Here is a 14799-nt window from a genome sequence, read left to right on the forward strand (position 1 = left end):
TTCGCGCCGGCGCGCCGGGTGCGTAGTGTCCGGCTGTTTTCTGTTGTCGCGCGCCCGCTGACGGGTCCCCCGACGACAGGGTGACGGGAACACGACGGGCGAGGCGGGGCATGCACACGGACGGCGAGCACATACCGGAGCTGGTGAGCGCGGCACGGGCGGGTGACGGCCGCGCGCGCGAACGCCTCGTCGCGGACTACCTGCCGCTGGTCTACAACGTCGTCGGACGGGCCCTGGACGGGCACCCGGACGTCGACGACGTGGTGCAGGACACCATGTACCGGGCACTGACCGGCCTGTCCGGACTGCGCGAGCCGTCCCGGTTCCGGTCCTGGCTCGTCGCCATCGCGATGAACCAGGTGCGGCGCCGCTGGAGCGAGGGCCGCCAGGCGCCCGTCGCGTCGGTGGAGCGCCTCGCCGAACGGCCCGACCCGGCCGGGGACTTCGTGGACCTGACGATCCTGCGGCTCGGCCTCTCGGGGCAGCGCCGTGAGGTCGCCGAGGCGACCCGGTGGCTCGACGACGGCGACCGGGACCTGCTGGCCCTGTGGTGGCAGGAGGCCGCCGGGCAGCTCACACGCGCGGAGCTGGCCGAGGCGCTGGGCGTACCCGCACGGCACGCGGCGGTGCGGGTACAGCGGATGAGGACCCAGTTGGAGACCGGCCGGGTGGTGGTGCGCGCCCTGGCGGCGCGGCCGCGGTGCCGGGCGCTGGCACGGCTCACGGCGGACTGGGACGGGCGTCCGGCGCCCGTGTGGCGCAAGCGCGTGGCCCGGCACGCCCGGGGCTGCCGCGCCTGCGGGGTGCACCGGGCCGGTCTCGTCCCGGCCGAGGGTCTCCTGGCGGGACTCGCCCTGGTCGTCCCCGTGTCGGGGTACCCGCTGGTATCGGGCGGGGGTGCCGGCGCGGGTGTCGGTGAGGCGGCGCACGCCTCTTGGTGGGCCGCTCCGGACGCGGCGGGCACGGTGGGCGCGACGGGCGACGCGGTACCGGTGCCGGACGGGGCGCCCGTGCCGGACGGAGTCTCGTCCGTGGGCGGCGGAACGGGCGGGGCAGGTGTCCCGCCAGGGCGCGTCACGGGCGGTGGCCCGGCCGCCGGGGCGGCGCGATGGCGGCTGCCCGCCGCGGTGGGCGGCCTCGCCGTGGGCGGGGCGCTGCTGGCCGCGCTCTGGCCGGCGACGAGCGAGCCTCCCGTACCGGCCCCGCCGACGACCGCCTCCCCCACGACGGGGCCGACCGCGCCGCGGACGCCCGCGTCCTCCCCCGCGCCGCCGCGCGACCCCTCACCGACCGCGTCGCCCAGCCCGAGCGCCCCCTCCCCCACTCCGTCGGCGAGCCGTTCACGACCCGCCGGATCGAGCACGGCACAGCGGTTGACGGACCTGGTCAACGCCCGCCGCGCCGAAGTCGGGTGCGCGCCGCTGCGGCTGGACCCCCGGCTGACGGCCGCCGCACGGGCCCACGCGCGCGACATGGTCGACAGGGGTTACTTCGCGCACGCGGACCCGGAGGGCCGCAACGCGGACGCGCGGATCGCGGGCGAGGGGTACGACGCCGGCGCGTGGGCCGAGAACCTGCACCGGGGCCCCCGCGACCCGGCGGTGGTGGTGGACGACTGGATGGACGGCGCGATGCACGAGGAGAACATGCTCGGCTGCCGGTACCGGGACACGGGGGTGGCCGCCGTGCCCGGCCCGCAGGGCACCGTCTGGGTGCAGACCCTGGCGGACCCGGCCTGACCCGCCGGCCCCGCCGCATCCCGCCCCTGGCACCGAGGGGGGTGTCCGGCTCCCCGTACGGCCGTCCCCCTCCGTCCCCCGACGGCCCGCCGCCCCCTACCCCTTTCCCCGTCCGTCCCCGCCGTCCTACTTGTTCCGTCCCCGCCGTCCTACTTGGCCACGGCGAAGTCCTGTACCCACCAGGGGCCGTCGGAGCCGAGGTTCACGCCGACACCGATGTCCCGGAACGCGCAGTTCAGGATGTTGTCGCGGTGCGTAGGGCTCCTCATCCAGTCCCGCACGGCGGTGACGGGGTCCCGGGGGCCGCGGTGGATGTTCTCCCCCCAGGTGCTCCAGCGGTACCCGGCGGCCCGGACACGGTCGCCGGCGTCGCGCCCCTCCGGGGTGTCGTGCTGGTAGTAGTCGCGCGCCGCCATGTCGTCCGCGTGCCTCTGCGCCGCCTTCCGGAGGCGCCGGTCCGCGCGCAGCGCGGGGCACCCGGCCTTGGCGCGTTCGGCGTTGGTGAGGGCGACGACGCGGCGTACCTGGCGGGCCGCCGTGCCCCATGCGGTGCCCGCCCTGGGGGCGCGGCCCGGGCGGGGCGTGACCTCGGCCGCCGCACGGGGGGCAGCCGTCTCGGCGGGGGCCCGCCGCCCGTCGGGGGCGTCCCCGGGGGGAGCGGGTGTCCGGGGCGCCGCGGAGACGGCGGGGCCGGCCTGCGGGAGCACCGGCGGCGAGGTGTCCGGTACGGCGCCGGGCGCGGACGGGCGCGGCGCGGGGACCGCGCTCCGGCGGTCGCCGGTCTGATGGTCGCCGGTCCGGTCGTCGCCGGTCCGGCGGTCCCCGGCGGTCGGGCCGGGGGCGGCCGTACGGGTGGCGAGGGAGCCGCCCTCCCCTCCCGTGCCGTCCAGGAGGAGGGTGCCCACCATCACGGCGGCCACCGCGACGGCGCCGGCGACTATGGTGCCGACCCCCTGGTAGGTCCAGCGCCGTCCGGCGCGGCGCCGGCGGACGGCGGCGCCTCGGCGCCGGTCGTGGCGGGCGGTGGTCCCTGCCCCGGGGTGACCCGGTTCGCGGTCGCGGGTGGGGCGGCCGGGCTGGTCGATGGGGTCTCGGTGGTGCTGCACGGGTACTCCACTCTCTCCGTCTCGTGGCAGCGGGCTGCCGGTTCGGTCCGGTGCTCGGGAGATCGGGCGCAGCGACGTCCGTAACGCGTCCGTGGAAGCAGCCTTCCGTGACGGTCCGCCGGGGAAACCGTCCCCGCGCGCGGCGCGGTGGAAAACGGCCGAGCGGGACGCCGTCGTGGCCCCTACGGGCGGCCCCGGCGTGCGGGGCGCGGACGCCCGGGTGAGGCTGGACCCCGTGGCGCAGCTGATCACGATCGAGGTGGGCGACGGCAGGGGCGGTACCGCCGTCTTCGAGACCGACGCCGCCCTGGTGCCGGTGGACACCGAGGGCGTCCCCGGCGAAGGCCTGAGCGCCCGGGCCCGGGTGTCGTTCCAGGAGGCTTTGGAGCAGCTCGGGCCCACCCTGTCGAGCCTGTCGCGTGCGCTCCGCGACATGGGTCCCGACGAGGCGGAGGTGGAGTTCGGCCTGAAGGTGGGCGGCGAGACCGGGGTGGTCGTCACGAAGGGCACCGTGGGGGTGAACTTCGCCGTGCGCCTGGTCTGGCGGCGCGGCTGACCGTGCGCGACAGCACGGGAACGTCAGCGTGCTCGGCCGGAACCTGCTGCGCGGCGGACCGACTTCCCCCGGATGCCGTGGAAGTTCGGCCGGGTGTACGACGTGGACCGGCAGATGGCCGACCACCGCAGGCCGGTGCGGCACGGGCTGCCGCTCGCCGAGCACCGGGCGGCGCCACCCGGGCGGCAGGAGCTCTTCCGCCACGCGCGCACCGCGACGCCGGCCCGCTCCGGAGGCGGGCGGGGCCTGACCCGGGCCCGGCGCGACCGCTCCGGAGGTGGACGGGTGCGCCGCGGCCGGCGGGCCGATCCGAGGGAAGCGGCACAGGATCCGGGCCGGTGCGCGTGACCGCCGCACCGACCTCGACGCGCGCGGGAGCGGCGTCCACACTGTCCGCATGGCACTGGAGATCGCCGTGTTCGGCGCGGGCAGCATCGGCTGCCACCTGGGCGGGGCGCTCGCCGCCGACTGCGGCGTGACGCTTGTGGGACGGCCGTCCGCGATGGACGCCGTACGGGAGCGGGGGCTCCTCCTGACGGGCGGAGGCCGCCCGGAGGCACGGATCGCGCCGGAGCGCCTGCGGACCTCCGCCGACCCGGCGGCCGTGGCCGGCGCCGACTACGTCCTGGTCACGGTCAAGTCGGGCGCGACGCGCGAGGCCGCCCGCGCGATCGGCCCCCACCTGCGGGCGGGCACGGTGGTGGTGAGCTTCCAGAACGGGCTGCGCAACCCCGCGGAACTGCGGGCCGCCCTTCCGGCGGGGACCGCCGTACTGGCCGGGATGGTGCCGTACAACGTGGTGCGCACCGGCCCCGCCTCCTTCCACCAGGGCACGGTGGGCGCGCTGATGGTGGACGACGTCACGGCCGCGCGTCCGCTGGTGGCGGCGCTGCGGCGGGCGGGTCTCGCGGTCGAGCCACGCGGCGACATGCCGCGGGTCCAGCACGCCAAGCTGCTCATGAACCTGAACAACGCCGTGAACGCCCTCTCCGGGCTGCCCCTGCGCGAGCAGTTGGGCTCGCGCGCGTACCGCCGGTGTCTCGCCCTGTGCCAGGAGGAGGCGCTGGCGGTGTTCCGGGCGGAGGGGGTGGTGCCGGCGCGGCTGGGTCCCGTGCCGGCTTCGGTGACGCCCCGTCTCCTGCGGTGGCCGGACGCGGTGTTCCGCAGGGTCGCCGCGGCGTCGCTGCGGGTGGACGCCCAGGCCAGGTCGTCGATGTGGGAGGACCTGGAGCGCGGCCGGCCCACGGAGATCGACTCGTTGCAGGGCGAGGTCGTCGCCCTCGCGGCCCGCCACGGGCTCGGCGCGCCGGTGAACGCCCGCCTGGCCGAGCTGGTGCGCGAGGCGGAGGCGGAGGCCGTCGCCGGCCGGCCCCGCCGCTGGACGGGGGCGGAGCTGTACGCCGAGGTGGCGGCCGCGGCGCGGCGGGGGTAGCCGCCGCGGGATCGCGGCGCCTGCCGCGTCGACGGGCGGAACGACGGGCGGTCGCGCGGCGGCCCGACGGGCGGTGCGAGCGGTCGCGCGGCGGCCCGACGGGCGGTGCGGGCGGTCGCGCGGCGGCCCGCGGACGCGTACGGCACGACCGTGGCTCGGCGGCTCGCCGGAGCGGCGGAGCGGCGGCTCGACGGCAGGGCCGCTCCGGTCGGCGCGCGGGTTTTCCACAGGGGTTGCCGGTCGTCGGCCGTCCGCGAAAGGATCGATCAACAACGGACGTCGAGGAGGGGGAGCGATGAAGCCTCGTCTGGTGTTCGTCCACGGCATCGGCGGTCCCCGGGACGCCGGCGCGGATCTGGACGAGTGGTTACGGGCCGCGGCCCACGGGGCTCGCGCGGCCGGGCACGGGAACCGGCTGTCCGGGCTGACGGGTGGCTGGGCCGCCGACACCCGCTTCGCCTACTACGGCGATCTGTTCCGCACGGCGGGCTCCCAGGGCACGGGCTCGGCGGCGGGGTCGGCACGGCCGGGTGAGGACGAGGAACAGGAACTGGTCGCGGAGCTGCTGCTGGAGGTCGTCGACGAGCGGTTGGCCGACCCCGCGTTGACGCCGACGGAGCTGAGGGTGCTGCGGCACGCCCGCGTGCAGCTCGCCCCTCCGGATGGCGCGCAGGGCGCGGGAGCCCCCGGCCGGCACGTCGTGAACGCGCTGACGAGCCTGCTGGCGCTGCCCGGACTGCGCACGGGCGGCGGATGGTTGAGCGCCCGGCTCACGGCCGGGATGCTGGGCCAGGTGGCCCGCTACCTCAACCGCGGAGAGCCGGACGACGCCGGAGTGACGCTGGACGCCCGGGTCCGCCGCAGGGTCGCGACGAGCCTGGACGCGGACGGTCCGACGGTCGTGGTCGCCCACTCGCTGGGCACCGTCGTCGCCCTGGAGACCCTCCACGGGCACCGGGGCCGGGTGCCGCTGCTCATCACGCTGGGGTCGCCGCTCGGGGTGCGGACGGCGGTCCTGCCGCGCGTCCGGCCCCAGCCCCTCGCCACCCCGGCGTGCGTGGACCGGTGGCTGAACTTCTGGGACCGGGACGACATCGTGGCCGCGCGTCCGGACCTGGAGCGGTTCGTGCTGCCGAACGCCGCCGCGGCCCGCCCGGTGAGCTCCCGGGTCGACTCGGACGGCGCGTGGGTGCACCCGGCGGCGAAGTACCTGGCGCAGGCGGCCGTGGCGGGGCCGCTGATGGAGGCCCTGACCGCCGCCGGCGGATCATGACGGGCCCGCGCCACGCCCTGGTGATCGGGGCGCAGTGCCCGGACCTCGGCCTCCTGGACGGACTGGAGGCGGCGGCGGAGGCGCTGCACGACACGTTGACGGCCCCCTGGGTGGGCGCCTGCGAGAAGGACCCGCCGGTCGCGGCGACGCTGCTGTGCGGGGAGGCGGTGGCGCGTGCGGACGTCGAAGCGGCGGTACGGGCGGCCGCCCTGGCCGCCGGGGAGGCGGGCGCGGTGCTGGTCGTCGCGCTGCTCGGCCACGGCATGGCATCGGGGACGGGCCTGTGCTTCATGGCGAGCGACTCCCGCGCGGAGGCGCCGGTCACGGCGGTCGACGTCGGGTCGCTGCTGGCGCAGGTACTGGAGACGCAGGGCCTCGCCGGGGTGATCGCCATCGTGGACACCTGTCACGCCGGCAACGCGGTACCGGATCTGAAGTCCGTCGCGAACGGCATCCGCCAGGGCGACACTCGGCTGTCGCTCCTCATGGGGTCGGGCGCGGCCGAGGAGGCCTACGGCCTGCGGTTCAGCCGCACTCTGGTGAAGGTCCTCCAGGACGGGATCCCCGCGGCCGGTGAGACGCTGCCGCCGCACGCCGTCGTCGAGGCGGTCCGGGAGGACGGCGGCACGGCCGGGCAGGCCATCCTGCGGGCCGAGTTCGACGGCGCGCTGTTCGCCCCGGCCGGGCTGTGGCTCGCGCGCAACGCCCGCCACGGCACGCACCCGGCGGGCGGGCTGCTGGGGCCGGTCGGCGCGGAGGAGCTGGTGCGGGCCGTCGAGGCCGTGGACGAACCGCTCCCCGTGGGTCAGTTGACCACGGTGCAGGACCTGGAGGCGCTGCGGCGCGGGCTGGCCGCGGCCTCGTCGTCCCCGGCGCGGGCATGGGCGCTCGACGTGGTGGACGGGCTGGCCGCCGCGGTCCGGACGGTCGGCCTGCTGGACGCCTGGCCCGGGGCGCCGCTCACCTCCGGCCTCCTGCGCAGGACGCTCGCCGCCGCCTGCCCCGGTCCCGTGGAGGCGCCGCCCGAGTCGTCGGGCAGGGAACTGCTGCGCGACGCGGTCGAGTACCTGCTGCTGCGGGCGCCGACGGCGGGCCAGCGGCGGACCCGGCCGCTCGCCGACTTCGTCGCCCTGCTCGCGCACGAGACGCGCGTCGACCCCTCGACGCCCGCCGTCCGGGGCTGGGCGGCGGCCCTCGGCGTGGGCATCGACCTCAACGACGCCTTCGAGCGGCTCGCCGACCGGACGCGGGCCATGCGGCTGCGGTTGGTGGTCAGTCTGCACGCCGCGGTCGGCGACGAGTGGCCGGAGTCCCTCGCGGTGTGGCTGCTCGACGGCGGGACGGTCCACGGCCGGGAGGAGTTCGCGTGCGCCCCGGACCGTGCGGGCGTGGAGCGGCAGGTGGGTGCCGCGCTGCGATGGGCGTCGCGGCTCGCGGCCGGCATGGACACCCCACTGCGCCGGGTCGAGGTCGCCGCGCCCGCGCCGCTCCTGGTGCAGTGGCGGCCCGAGGAGACCGACTTCGGGATGCGGCTCGGCGCCGAGTACGACGTGGTGCTGCGGTGGAGCGACCGCATCCAGCCGCCCGAGGACCGGTGGTGGATCAACGAGCGCGCCCGTCGGACGCTGGACGCGCTCGAGAGCTCCTCCGACGGGAGGCGCGTGGACTGGCTCGGCGAGAGCGACACCCGGCAGCCACAGGAGTTGCAGGCCCGCCTCCGCAGCGAGCCGCGCACGCGCGCGGTGGCGCTGGAGCACCGGCCCCGGCACCTGGAGGCCCTGCTGGACCTGCTGCTGCAGTCGTCACCCATCGTGCTGTGGCCGGACGACGAGGCGCACCGCGTCCCCGTCGAGGCGCGGCGCTACCTGGACGCGTCCTGGCACCTGCTGCCGGGCGAGTTCTGCCGGGCGTACCGCGACCGGTGGAGCTGTCAGGATCGGACCCCGGCGGCGGGGCGCGGGCACCTCGCCCCGCTGCGCACGGTGTGGGACGACCCGGAGTGGCTCGAGTTCTGCAGGTGGTTCGAACAGTCGGCGACGGATGGGGAGAGTCCCGCATGACCTGGCAGCCCTTCTACACGGGTACCGGCGAGGCGCCGGAGCGGCGGGTGGAGCTGTCCGCGCCGCCGCCCTGGCGGGAGTTCCCGCGCCGGTCCCTGCACCAGCAGTTCGTACCGCCGCAGGGGCTGGTGGAGGCGGTGAACGCCGCGTTGGTCCTGCGGCGCCCCCTGCTGGTGACGGGCCCGGCGGGTTCGGGTAAGTCGACCGTGATCGAGCAGGTCGCGGCCGAGCTGGACCTCGGCACGGTGCTGCGCTGGCACATCACCTCGCGCAGCGGCCTCACGGACGCCCTGTACCGGTACGACGCGCTGGGCCGGATCCACGCGCAGCGGCTGGAGGGCCCCGGAGGGAGCGACGACATCGGGCCCTTCCTGCGGATGGGCCCGCTGGGCACGGCGCTCCTGCCGTCGGACCGGCCGCGCGCACTGCTCGTCGACGAGATCGACAAGAGCGACCTGGACCTCCCCAGCGACCTGCTGGACGTGCTGGAGCGGGGCGAGTTCGAGATCCCGGAGCTGGCCAGGTACGGCAGGGACGTGGTGGCCGTCCGGGAGTGGGGCGGCGAGGACCTGCACGAGGTGCGGCGCGGCCGGGTGCAGTGCACGGAATTCCCCTTCATCGTGATGACCAGCAACGGCGAGCGGGACTTCCCCGCCGCGTTCCTGCGCCGCTGCATCCGCTTCACGATGCCCATGCCCACGCCCGAGACGCTGCTCAGGGTCGTCGCCGCTCACCTCGGGGCCGACGCCGCGCGCTCGGAGGCGGCCGGGGAGCTGGTGGGGGCGTTCGTCGAGCGGTTGACGGCCGGCGAGGGCCTCGCCGTCGACCAGTTGCTGAACGCCGTGCACCTGCTCGCGGGGAGCGCCGCGCCGGACGAGGAGCGGCGGCAGGCCGTCGTGGACCTGCTGTTGCGCGAGCTGTCCCGTGTCTGACGCCCTGGCCCGGGTCCTGGCGGCCGTGCGCGCCGCCGTCCCGGACCTGGACCCGGCGGGCGGGGAGTCGCGTACCGGGACGGGGCTGGACGGTACGGCGCTGGCCGAGGCACTGTGGCTGGCCGCCCGCATGGCGGAGCGGCCCGCCGCTCCGCAGGCGCCGGACCGGCCGCCGTCGGACGTGCCGGAGGACGCGGAGCCGGTGGCGCGGGGCGTCACGCCGCCGCAGGACCCGCCCCGGCGGCACCCGACGCCGCGGGACCCGATCGTGCCGCGTGCGCCCGCGCCTCCCGCCGTGGGGGCGCGCCGCCTGCACGAGCGGCTGCCGGGGGCGGGCGCGCCGCTGCGCGGCCACGCCGTCGCCGCCCCGCGCGCCACCGGGCTGCCGCGCGCCCTGGAGGTGACGCGGGCGCTGCGGCCGTGGAAGCGTCCGTGGCCCGAGGGGCGGCGCGGCGCCCTGGACATCGACGCGACGGTGGACGGTTACGCCCGCAGCGGCGAGTTGCTGCCGGTCTTCTCGGCCGCGCCGGAGCGCTGGTTCGACCTCGCTCTGGTCGTCGACCGCTCCCCCCACATGCGGGTGTGGGAGGAGACCCTCGACGACTTCACGGCCGTCCTCGACCGGTTGGGAGCCTTCCGCACGCTGCGGGTGCGGGACCTGCTGTTCGACGCGGACGGCCGGCCCACGGTGCCGGGCCAGCTGCGCCGCGCGGACGGCCGCAGGCTCGTGGTCGTCGTCTCGGACTGCATGGCGCCGGCGTGGCGGGCGCCGGCGGTGTGGCGGCTGTTGCGGGAGTGGGCGGCGACGACGCCCATGGCGCTGCTCAACCCCCTCCCCACGAAGCTGTGGCGCAGGGGCGGGCTGAACCTGCCCACGGTCCGGTTCACTCCCGCCGCGCCGGGCGCGCACCGCAGCCGCCTGCCGCACGAGCCACCGCCGCTGCTCGCCTTCGCCGCCCCGGACGCCCCGCTCTCCGGCGTCCCGCAGGCGACCGACCGCAGCCCGACCGGCTCCACGCCGCCCGGCCACGCCTCGACGAGCCCCGCACGGACCGGCACGGAACCGGCCGACTCGGCACCGCGCGGCTCCGCGACGGACGGCTCCCCGACGGGCGGTGCGCGGGACGGCGGCGCACGGGACGGACTCGCCCCGGACGCCCCGCCATCGGGCGGCCCCGAGCCGGCGAGGACGGGGCCGCAGGAAGCCGCGCCGGGAGGCGGAGCGCGGGACACGGGGGCGTGGCTGCCCATCCCGGTGCTCTCGCTGTCACCCCACTCGCTGGACCGCTGGTCGCGGGCGGCGATGCGCGGTGCTCCCGAGGGCTGCACGGCAGTGCTCGTCCCTCCCGGCGGGCGTCCGCCGGGCCGGCCACGGCCACCGGCGACGCCGCTGCCCCCGGGGACGGCCGCCGAGCGGTTCCTGCGGACGGCGGCTCCGCGGGCGGTACGGCTGGCCGTGCTGTGCTCGCCGTTCGACCGGCTGAGCCTCCCCCTGCTGCACGTCATCCGCCGCGAGCTGGTGCCCGAGGCGACCACCGGAGACGTGGCGGAGGTGGTCACCAGTGGCCTGTTCACCCTGGAGGAACCCGCCGGGGACGCCGGACCCCTGACCCTCGTGCTGCCGGACGGGGCACGGACGGTGCTGCGCGAGCGGCTTCCCGCGCACGAGGTGTGGCGCGTCCATCAGGCCCTGGACCGGTACGTCGCGTCGGGTGGCGGCGGCCCGGCGCGGCTGCCGTCGGTCGCCCGCGACGCCTCCGGGCCCCGTGAACTGCCCGCCGGGCACGAGGCGTTCGCCCACGCCTCCCGCCAGACGCTCGAACTGCTCGGCCTCGCCGTCCCCACCCGGCGGGAGCCGGAGCCGGGCGGGGACTTCGCACCGGCCGACGGGCCGGAGGAGGCGGGGGCGTCGCTGCCACCCGGCCCCTCGCCCTTCGTCGGCCGCGCGGAGAACGTCCGGTACCTCGTCGAGCAGCTCAGCACGCCGAACGGCCGGGTCCACTGGGTGACCGCGCTCGTGGGCGCTCCGGGCGCCGGCCGGACGGCGCTGGCCCTGCACGTGGCCCACCGGGTGCGGGCCCACTACCCGGACGGGCGGTACTACGTCGACCTGCGCGGTTCGAGCAGCCACCCCGTGCCGCCGGAAGCCGCCCTGCACCGCCTGCTGACGGACCTGGGCGCTCCCCCCGAAGAGGGCCCGCACACCACCGGGGAACTGGCGGCGGCGCTGGCGTCCGCCCTCGCGGGCCGGCGGATCCTCCTCGTCCTCGACGACGCCCCCGACCCCGACCGGATCCGCGCGCTGCTCCCGACCGAGCCCGGATGCTCGGTGATCGTCACGACCCGGGCGGCGCAGCCGCTGCCCGGCGTCCAGCTCACCCCCCTGCGCGACGCGGAGGCCCACGCGCTGCTCACCGCCTTCGCCGGAGCGGCGGGGACGTCGGCGGCCGGCGGAGTGGGGGGCAGGCAGGGCGGTGGGCCGCCCCGCGAGCTGACCGAAGGCCGGTCGTGGTGGCCGGCGGCGCTCCGCGTCGTCGGCTCGTGGATCGCGTCGGGGTCGGCCCCGCCACCGGCGGAACTCGCCCGCCTGCTCCGCGCGGCCAGGCCCACCGGAACGCTCGCGCCACCGGCGGAGGAGCTGGACGCAGTCCTGCGCCTGCGGCTCGGGCACCTGACCGCCGACGCGTCGGCGGCCCTGCGCCTGCTCGCCCGCGCGGAGACCGGGGTCTTCACCATCGACGAGGCGTCCGCCCTCCTGGAAGGCCCCCAGGGACCTGACGCGACGCTCAGCCGACTGGTGGCGGAAGGGCTGCTGGAGCGTCCGGCTCCGGGGGCGTACCGGATGCCGCAGGTGGTGCACCACCATGTGCGGCGCACGTCCGGGCTCGGGCCGGAACCGGAGGCCGAGGAGGCCGCCACCCGTCTGCTGCGCCGCCACCTGGCCGCCGCGGCCGCCCTGTACGAGGAGCGGCGGCCCGGCTCCACCCTGCCCGAGCGGCTCGACGTGGTCCCCCGGCGGATCGACCGGGAGGCGTACGACGTGTGGGTGTCCAACGCCCTGGCGGCGGCCGACCCCGTCGAGACGGCCGACGGCCACGCGTCACCCGACCCGCGCTGCCTCGCGGACCTGCTGCTCCTCCTCCAGGACGTCGGCGCGGCCACCCCGTACCGCTCCCGGTACGAGGCGGCCGCCCAGTCCCTCATGCGCACGGCGGCCGCCGTGGACCGCACCGCCCACGACCGCGCCGGGCTCGCGCTCGCCCTCGCGCACCACGCCGCGGGCCGCCCCCTCCGCGCCGCGCGCGCCCTCGAGGGGCTCGGGCCGCGCGCCGGACGGGACGACCCGGCCACGCGCGCGGCGGCGGCCTGGCTCGCCGGCAGCCTGGCGGCCGGACGGGCCGCGGAGAAGGAGGCGATGGAGCTCCTGGAGGAGGCCGTCACCGCTGCCCGGGCCGACGACGACCGGTTCGCGCTCGCCGTGGGGTGCCTGGCACTGGCCCGGGTGCTCACCAGGCTGGGCTGGACGAGCAAGGCGGCCGGGCTGGCGCGGGAGGCCCTCGTCTGCTTCCCCGAACCGGGCCCGCATCCGTTGACCGAGGAGGCACTGGTCTGCCTGGAGCAGGCGCTCGACAGGGCCGGCAGGTACGAGGAGGCCCTCGCCGCCCAGCGCCGGCTGCGGGACGTGCTGCGCACGCGCGGCGCACCGCCGGCCGAGGAGGGCCGGCTGCTCACGCGGGTCGCCCGCGCCCTGCTGGCGCTCGGGCGCGCGCCCGAGGCCGGGGCTGCCGCGCGCGAGGCCCTCACCCTCCTGGACGGGGCGGGCGACACCCCCGACCGGGCCGAGGCCGCCCGGCTCGTCGCGGAGGCGCGGGCGGGCCGGGGCGCCGAGGGCCGCACCACGTGGACCGTGGTGGCCGTGGCCGCGGAGGGCGGCGACGAGGTCGAGAAGCTGCGGATCCTGACGCCGGTCGTCGAGGCCCTGGAGGAGACCGGCGTCCTCATGCCGCGGCACCGGCGCCGCTGGGAGGCCGACCGGGACGCCTGCCTGCTGTACGTGGACCCGGACGTCCCGCTCGACCAGTTGACGCGCGCGCTGGCCGACCGGCTGCCCGCGCGGTTGGAGGCGGACGGGGAACGCCCGGCGGCGAGGCTGGCCGTGCACAGGGCCTCCACGGACGCGTCCGAGGGCGGGACGCCGTCGGAGATCGACGTCCGGCTGACCCTGGCGATGCTCCGGTCGGCCGAGTTCCGCAGGGTCTCGGACAACTTCCCCTTCCACCCGACCTTCTGCATCTCCCCCGAGGTGTTCGGCCGGCTCACCACCCGGCCGGCCGGGACCCGGGAGGAACGGTCCGCCGAGGCGCGCGAAACGCAGGCCCGAGACGGAGGGGCACCCCCCGCCGACGGACGGGGGGTGTGGCCCGTCGACGCCCCCGGGGCCCGCCCCGCCGACGGCCTCGTGGCCGGCCGGTTCGTGCCGCGCGAGGTCACCGGCGCGACGGGCGAGGCGATGTGCGTCATCCTCACCCCGCGCATCGACCTGTCGGCGTACGACGCGGAACTCCTCATGCTGGCCCGGGTCTTCAACGACCTGGACCCGGACGGCGCCCGGCTCGCGGCGATCGTGCGGGATTGCCTGGACACGGGGTTGGAGCCGGAGACGACCGGGCGGTTCGACCTCGCGGAACTCGACGCCGAGGAGCGGGCGCGCATCAGGTCCCTGATGGAACGGGAGCTGCGCCGTGCCTTCCCCGCGGCGACGCCCTTCCGGCTGAGGCTGTCGCTCGACGAGCCGAACTGGTCGTTCCGGGAGGCGGACCACGGTGGCGTCTTCCTGGTGGTGCGGGCCGACGACGGACGTGCCCGCTGGTCGGCCGGCCTCCTGCGGATACGGCCCGGTATGACGGTCGCCCCGGTCCACCGCGGCGCGCCCTCACCGCTCACCCCGCAGGCCCGGCTGGCGGTCCTGTGGTTGCACCGCGGCGCGACGCTCCCGGAGAACGTGCTGCTCCGCATGGCCGACGCCGACCGCAGGGCGGTGCTGGCGGCCCCCTCCGCCACGGAGCGGACGGCGGAGCTGTTCCGTCGGGTGCGGGAGCGGCCCGTACCGGACGCGGCGCTGCGTGCGGTGACCCGACGGCACGACAGCGCGCGGCGGGTACGGGAGGCGGCGGCCGTGCTGCGCGACGAGGGGGTCCTGGTCCTGGGGGGCAACCGCCGGGGCCGGGAGCTGGCCGCCGTACTGCGGTTGCCGGTACCGGACCCGCACGCCTATCTGAGCGTCCGCCTCACCCGGCGGCGCCCGCACCACACCGGCCCGTCGGTCGTGGCGGGGGGCGTGGCGTGGGTGGTGGCCGGGCCGGGTGACCCGGTGGAGCCCCTCCCCCAGGAACTCCCGAGCCCCCGCCGTCCCCGCTGACCCGGGGCGGACCGGCCCGGAGCCGTACGGCGAACGGCGATCGACGCCGGCCCGCCCCGGGCCTCCCGGGCCCGGTCCGCCCCGGGCCCCGTCCGCCCATCCCGATCCGCCCCCCGGGCCCGGGGCCCCGGTCCACCGAGGCCCCGTCAGCGGGTGACGGCCAGAGTGACGTTGTGTCCACCGCGGCCGGGGGCGCCCCCACGACGGGGGTCATGGCCCCCACGCCCGTCACGAGCACCTCCGTCATGTCCGCCAATCCGGCCTGCCGACATGTGGAGAACG

Annotated in this window: 9 protein-coding genes; 8 read left to right on the top strand and 1 reads right to left on the bottom strand. The window is 77.7% G+C overall.

Going from position 1 to position 14799, the window contains the following annotated elements; all coding sequences use genetic code 11:
• Window positions 1-110 precede the first annotated feature (110 nt).
• Complete coding sequence (locus ACF053_RS03290) at window positions 111-1739, top strand: sigma-70 family RNA polymerase sigma factor (RefSeq protein WP_391952225.1); 1629 nt, start codon at window positions 111-113, stop codon at window positions 1737-1739.
• Between the two features lie 149 nt (window positions 1740-1888).
• On the opposite strand, the gene ACF053_RS03295 is transcribed toward ACF053_RS03290, so the two are convergent.
• Window positions 1889-2845 (bottom strand): CAP domain-containing protein, encoded by a 957-nt coding sequence (locus ACF053_RS03295; protein ID WP_391952226.1) that lies wholly within the window; start codon window positions 2843-2845, stop codon window positions 1889-1891.
• Window positions 2846-3080: 235 nt separating this feature from the next.
• On the opposite strand from ACF053_RS03295, the gene ACF053_RS03300 reads away from it, so the two are divergent.
• The 7 genes from ACF053_RS03300 (at window position 3081) to ACF053_RS03330 (ending at window position 14517) form a co-directional block, all read left to right on the top strand.
• Entirely contained in the window at window positions 3081-3401 is a 321-nt protein-coding gene (locus ACF053_RS03300; protein WP_391952227.1) for a CU044_2847 family protein, read from the top strand.
• 72 nt (window positions 3402-3473) lie between these two features.
• A complete protein-coding gene (locus tag ACF053_RS03305) occupies window positions 3474-3749 on the top strand; it encodes a hypothetical protein (protein WP_391952228.1) in 276 nt (91 codons plus the stop codon).
• A gap of 49 nt (window positions 3750-3798) precedes the next feature.
• Window positions 3799-4833, top strand: a complete 1035-nt coding sequence (locus tag ACF053_RS03310) for a 2-dehydropantoate 2-reductase (RefSeq protein WP_391952229.1) — start codon at window positions 3799-3801, stop codon at window positions 4831-4833.
• 295 nt (window positions 4834-5128) lie between these two features.
• Window positions 5129-6106, top strand: a complete 978-nt coding sequence (locus ACF053_RS03315; RefSeq protein WP_391952230.1) for an alpha/beta hydrolase — start codon at window positions 5129-5131, stop codon at window positions 6104-6106.
• Entirely contained in the window at window positions 6103-8166 is a 2064-nt protein-coding gene (locus ACF053_RS03320; RefSeq protein WP_391952231.1) for a vWA-MoxR associated conflict system protein, read from the top strand. Before ACF053_RS03315 ends, ACF053_RS03320 begins: the two co-directional genes overlap by 4 nt.
• The gene (locus ACF053_RS03325) at window positions 8163-9098 is read left to right on the top strand and encodes an AAA family ATPase (protein WP_391952232.1); all 936 of its coding nucleotides are present in this window, start codon (window positions 8163-8165) and stop codon (window positions 9096-9098) included. Before ACF053_RS03320 ends, ACF053_RS03325 begins: the two co-directional genes overlap by 4 nt.
• Entirely contained in the window at window positions 9091-14517 is a 5427-nt protein-coding gene (locus ACF053_RS03330; RefSeq protein ID WP_391952233.1) for a NaeI family type II restriction endonuclease, read from the top strand. Before ACF053_RS03325 ends, ACF053_RS03330 begins: the two co-directional genes overlap by 8 nt.
• Window positions 14518-14799: the final 282 nt, after the last annotated feature.

The sequence above is a fragment of the Streptomyces kanasensis genome, from assembly GCF_043077165.1.
In the GTDB taxonomy this organism is placed as follows: domain Bacteria; phylum Actinomycetota; class Actinomycetes; order Streptomycetales; family Streptomycetaceae; genus Streptomyces; species Streptomyces changanensis.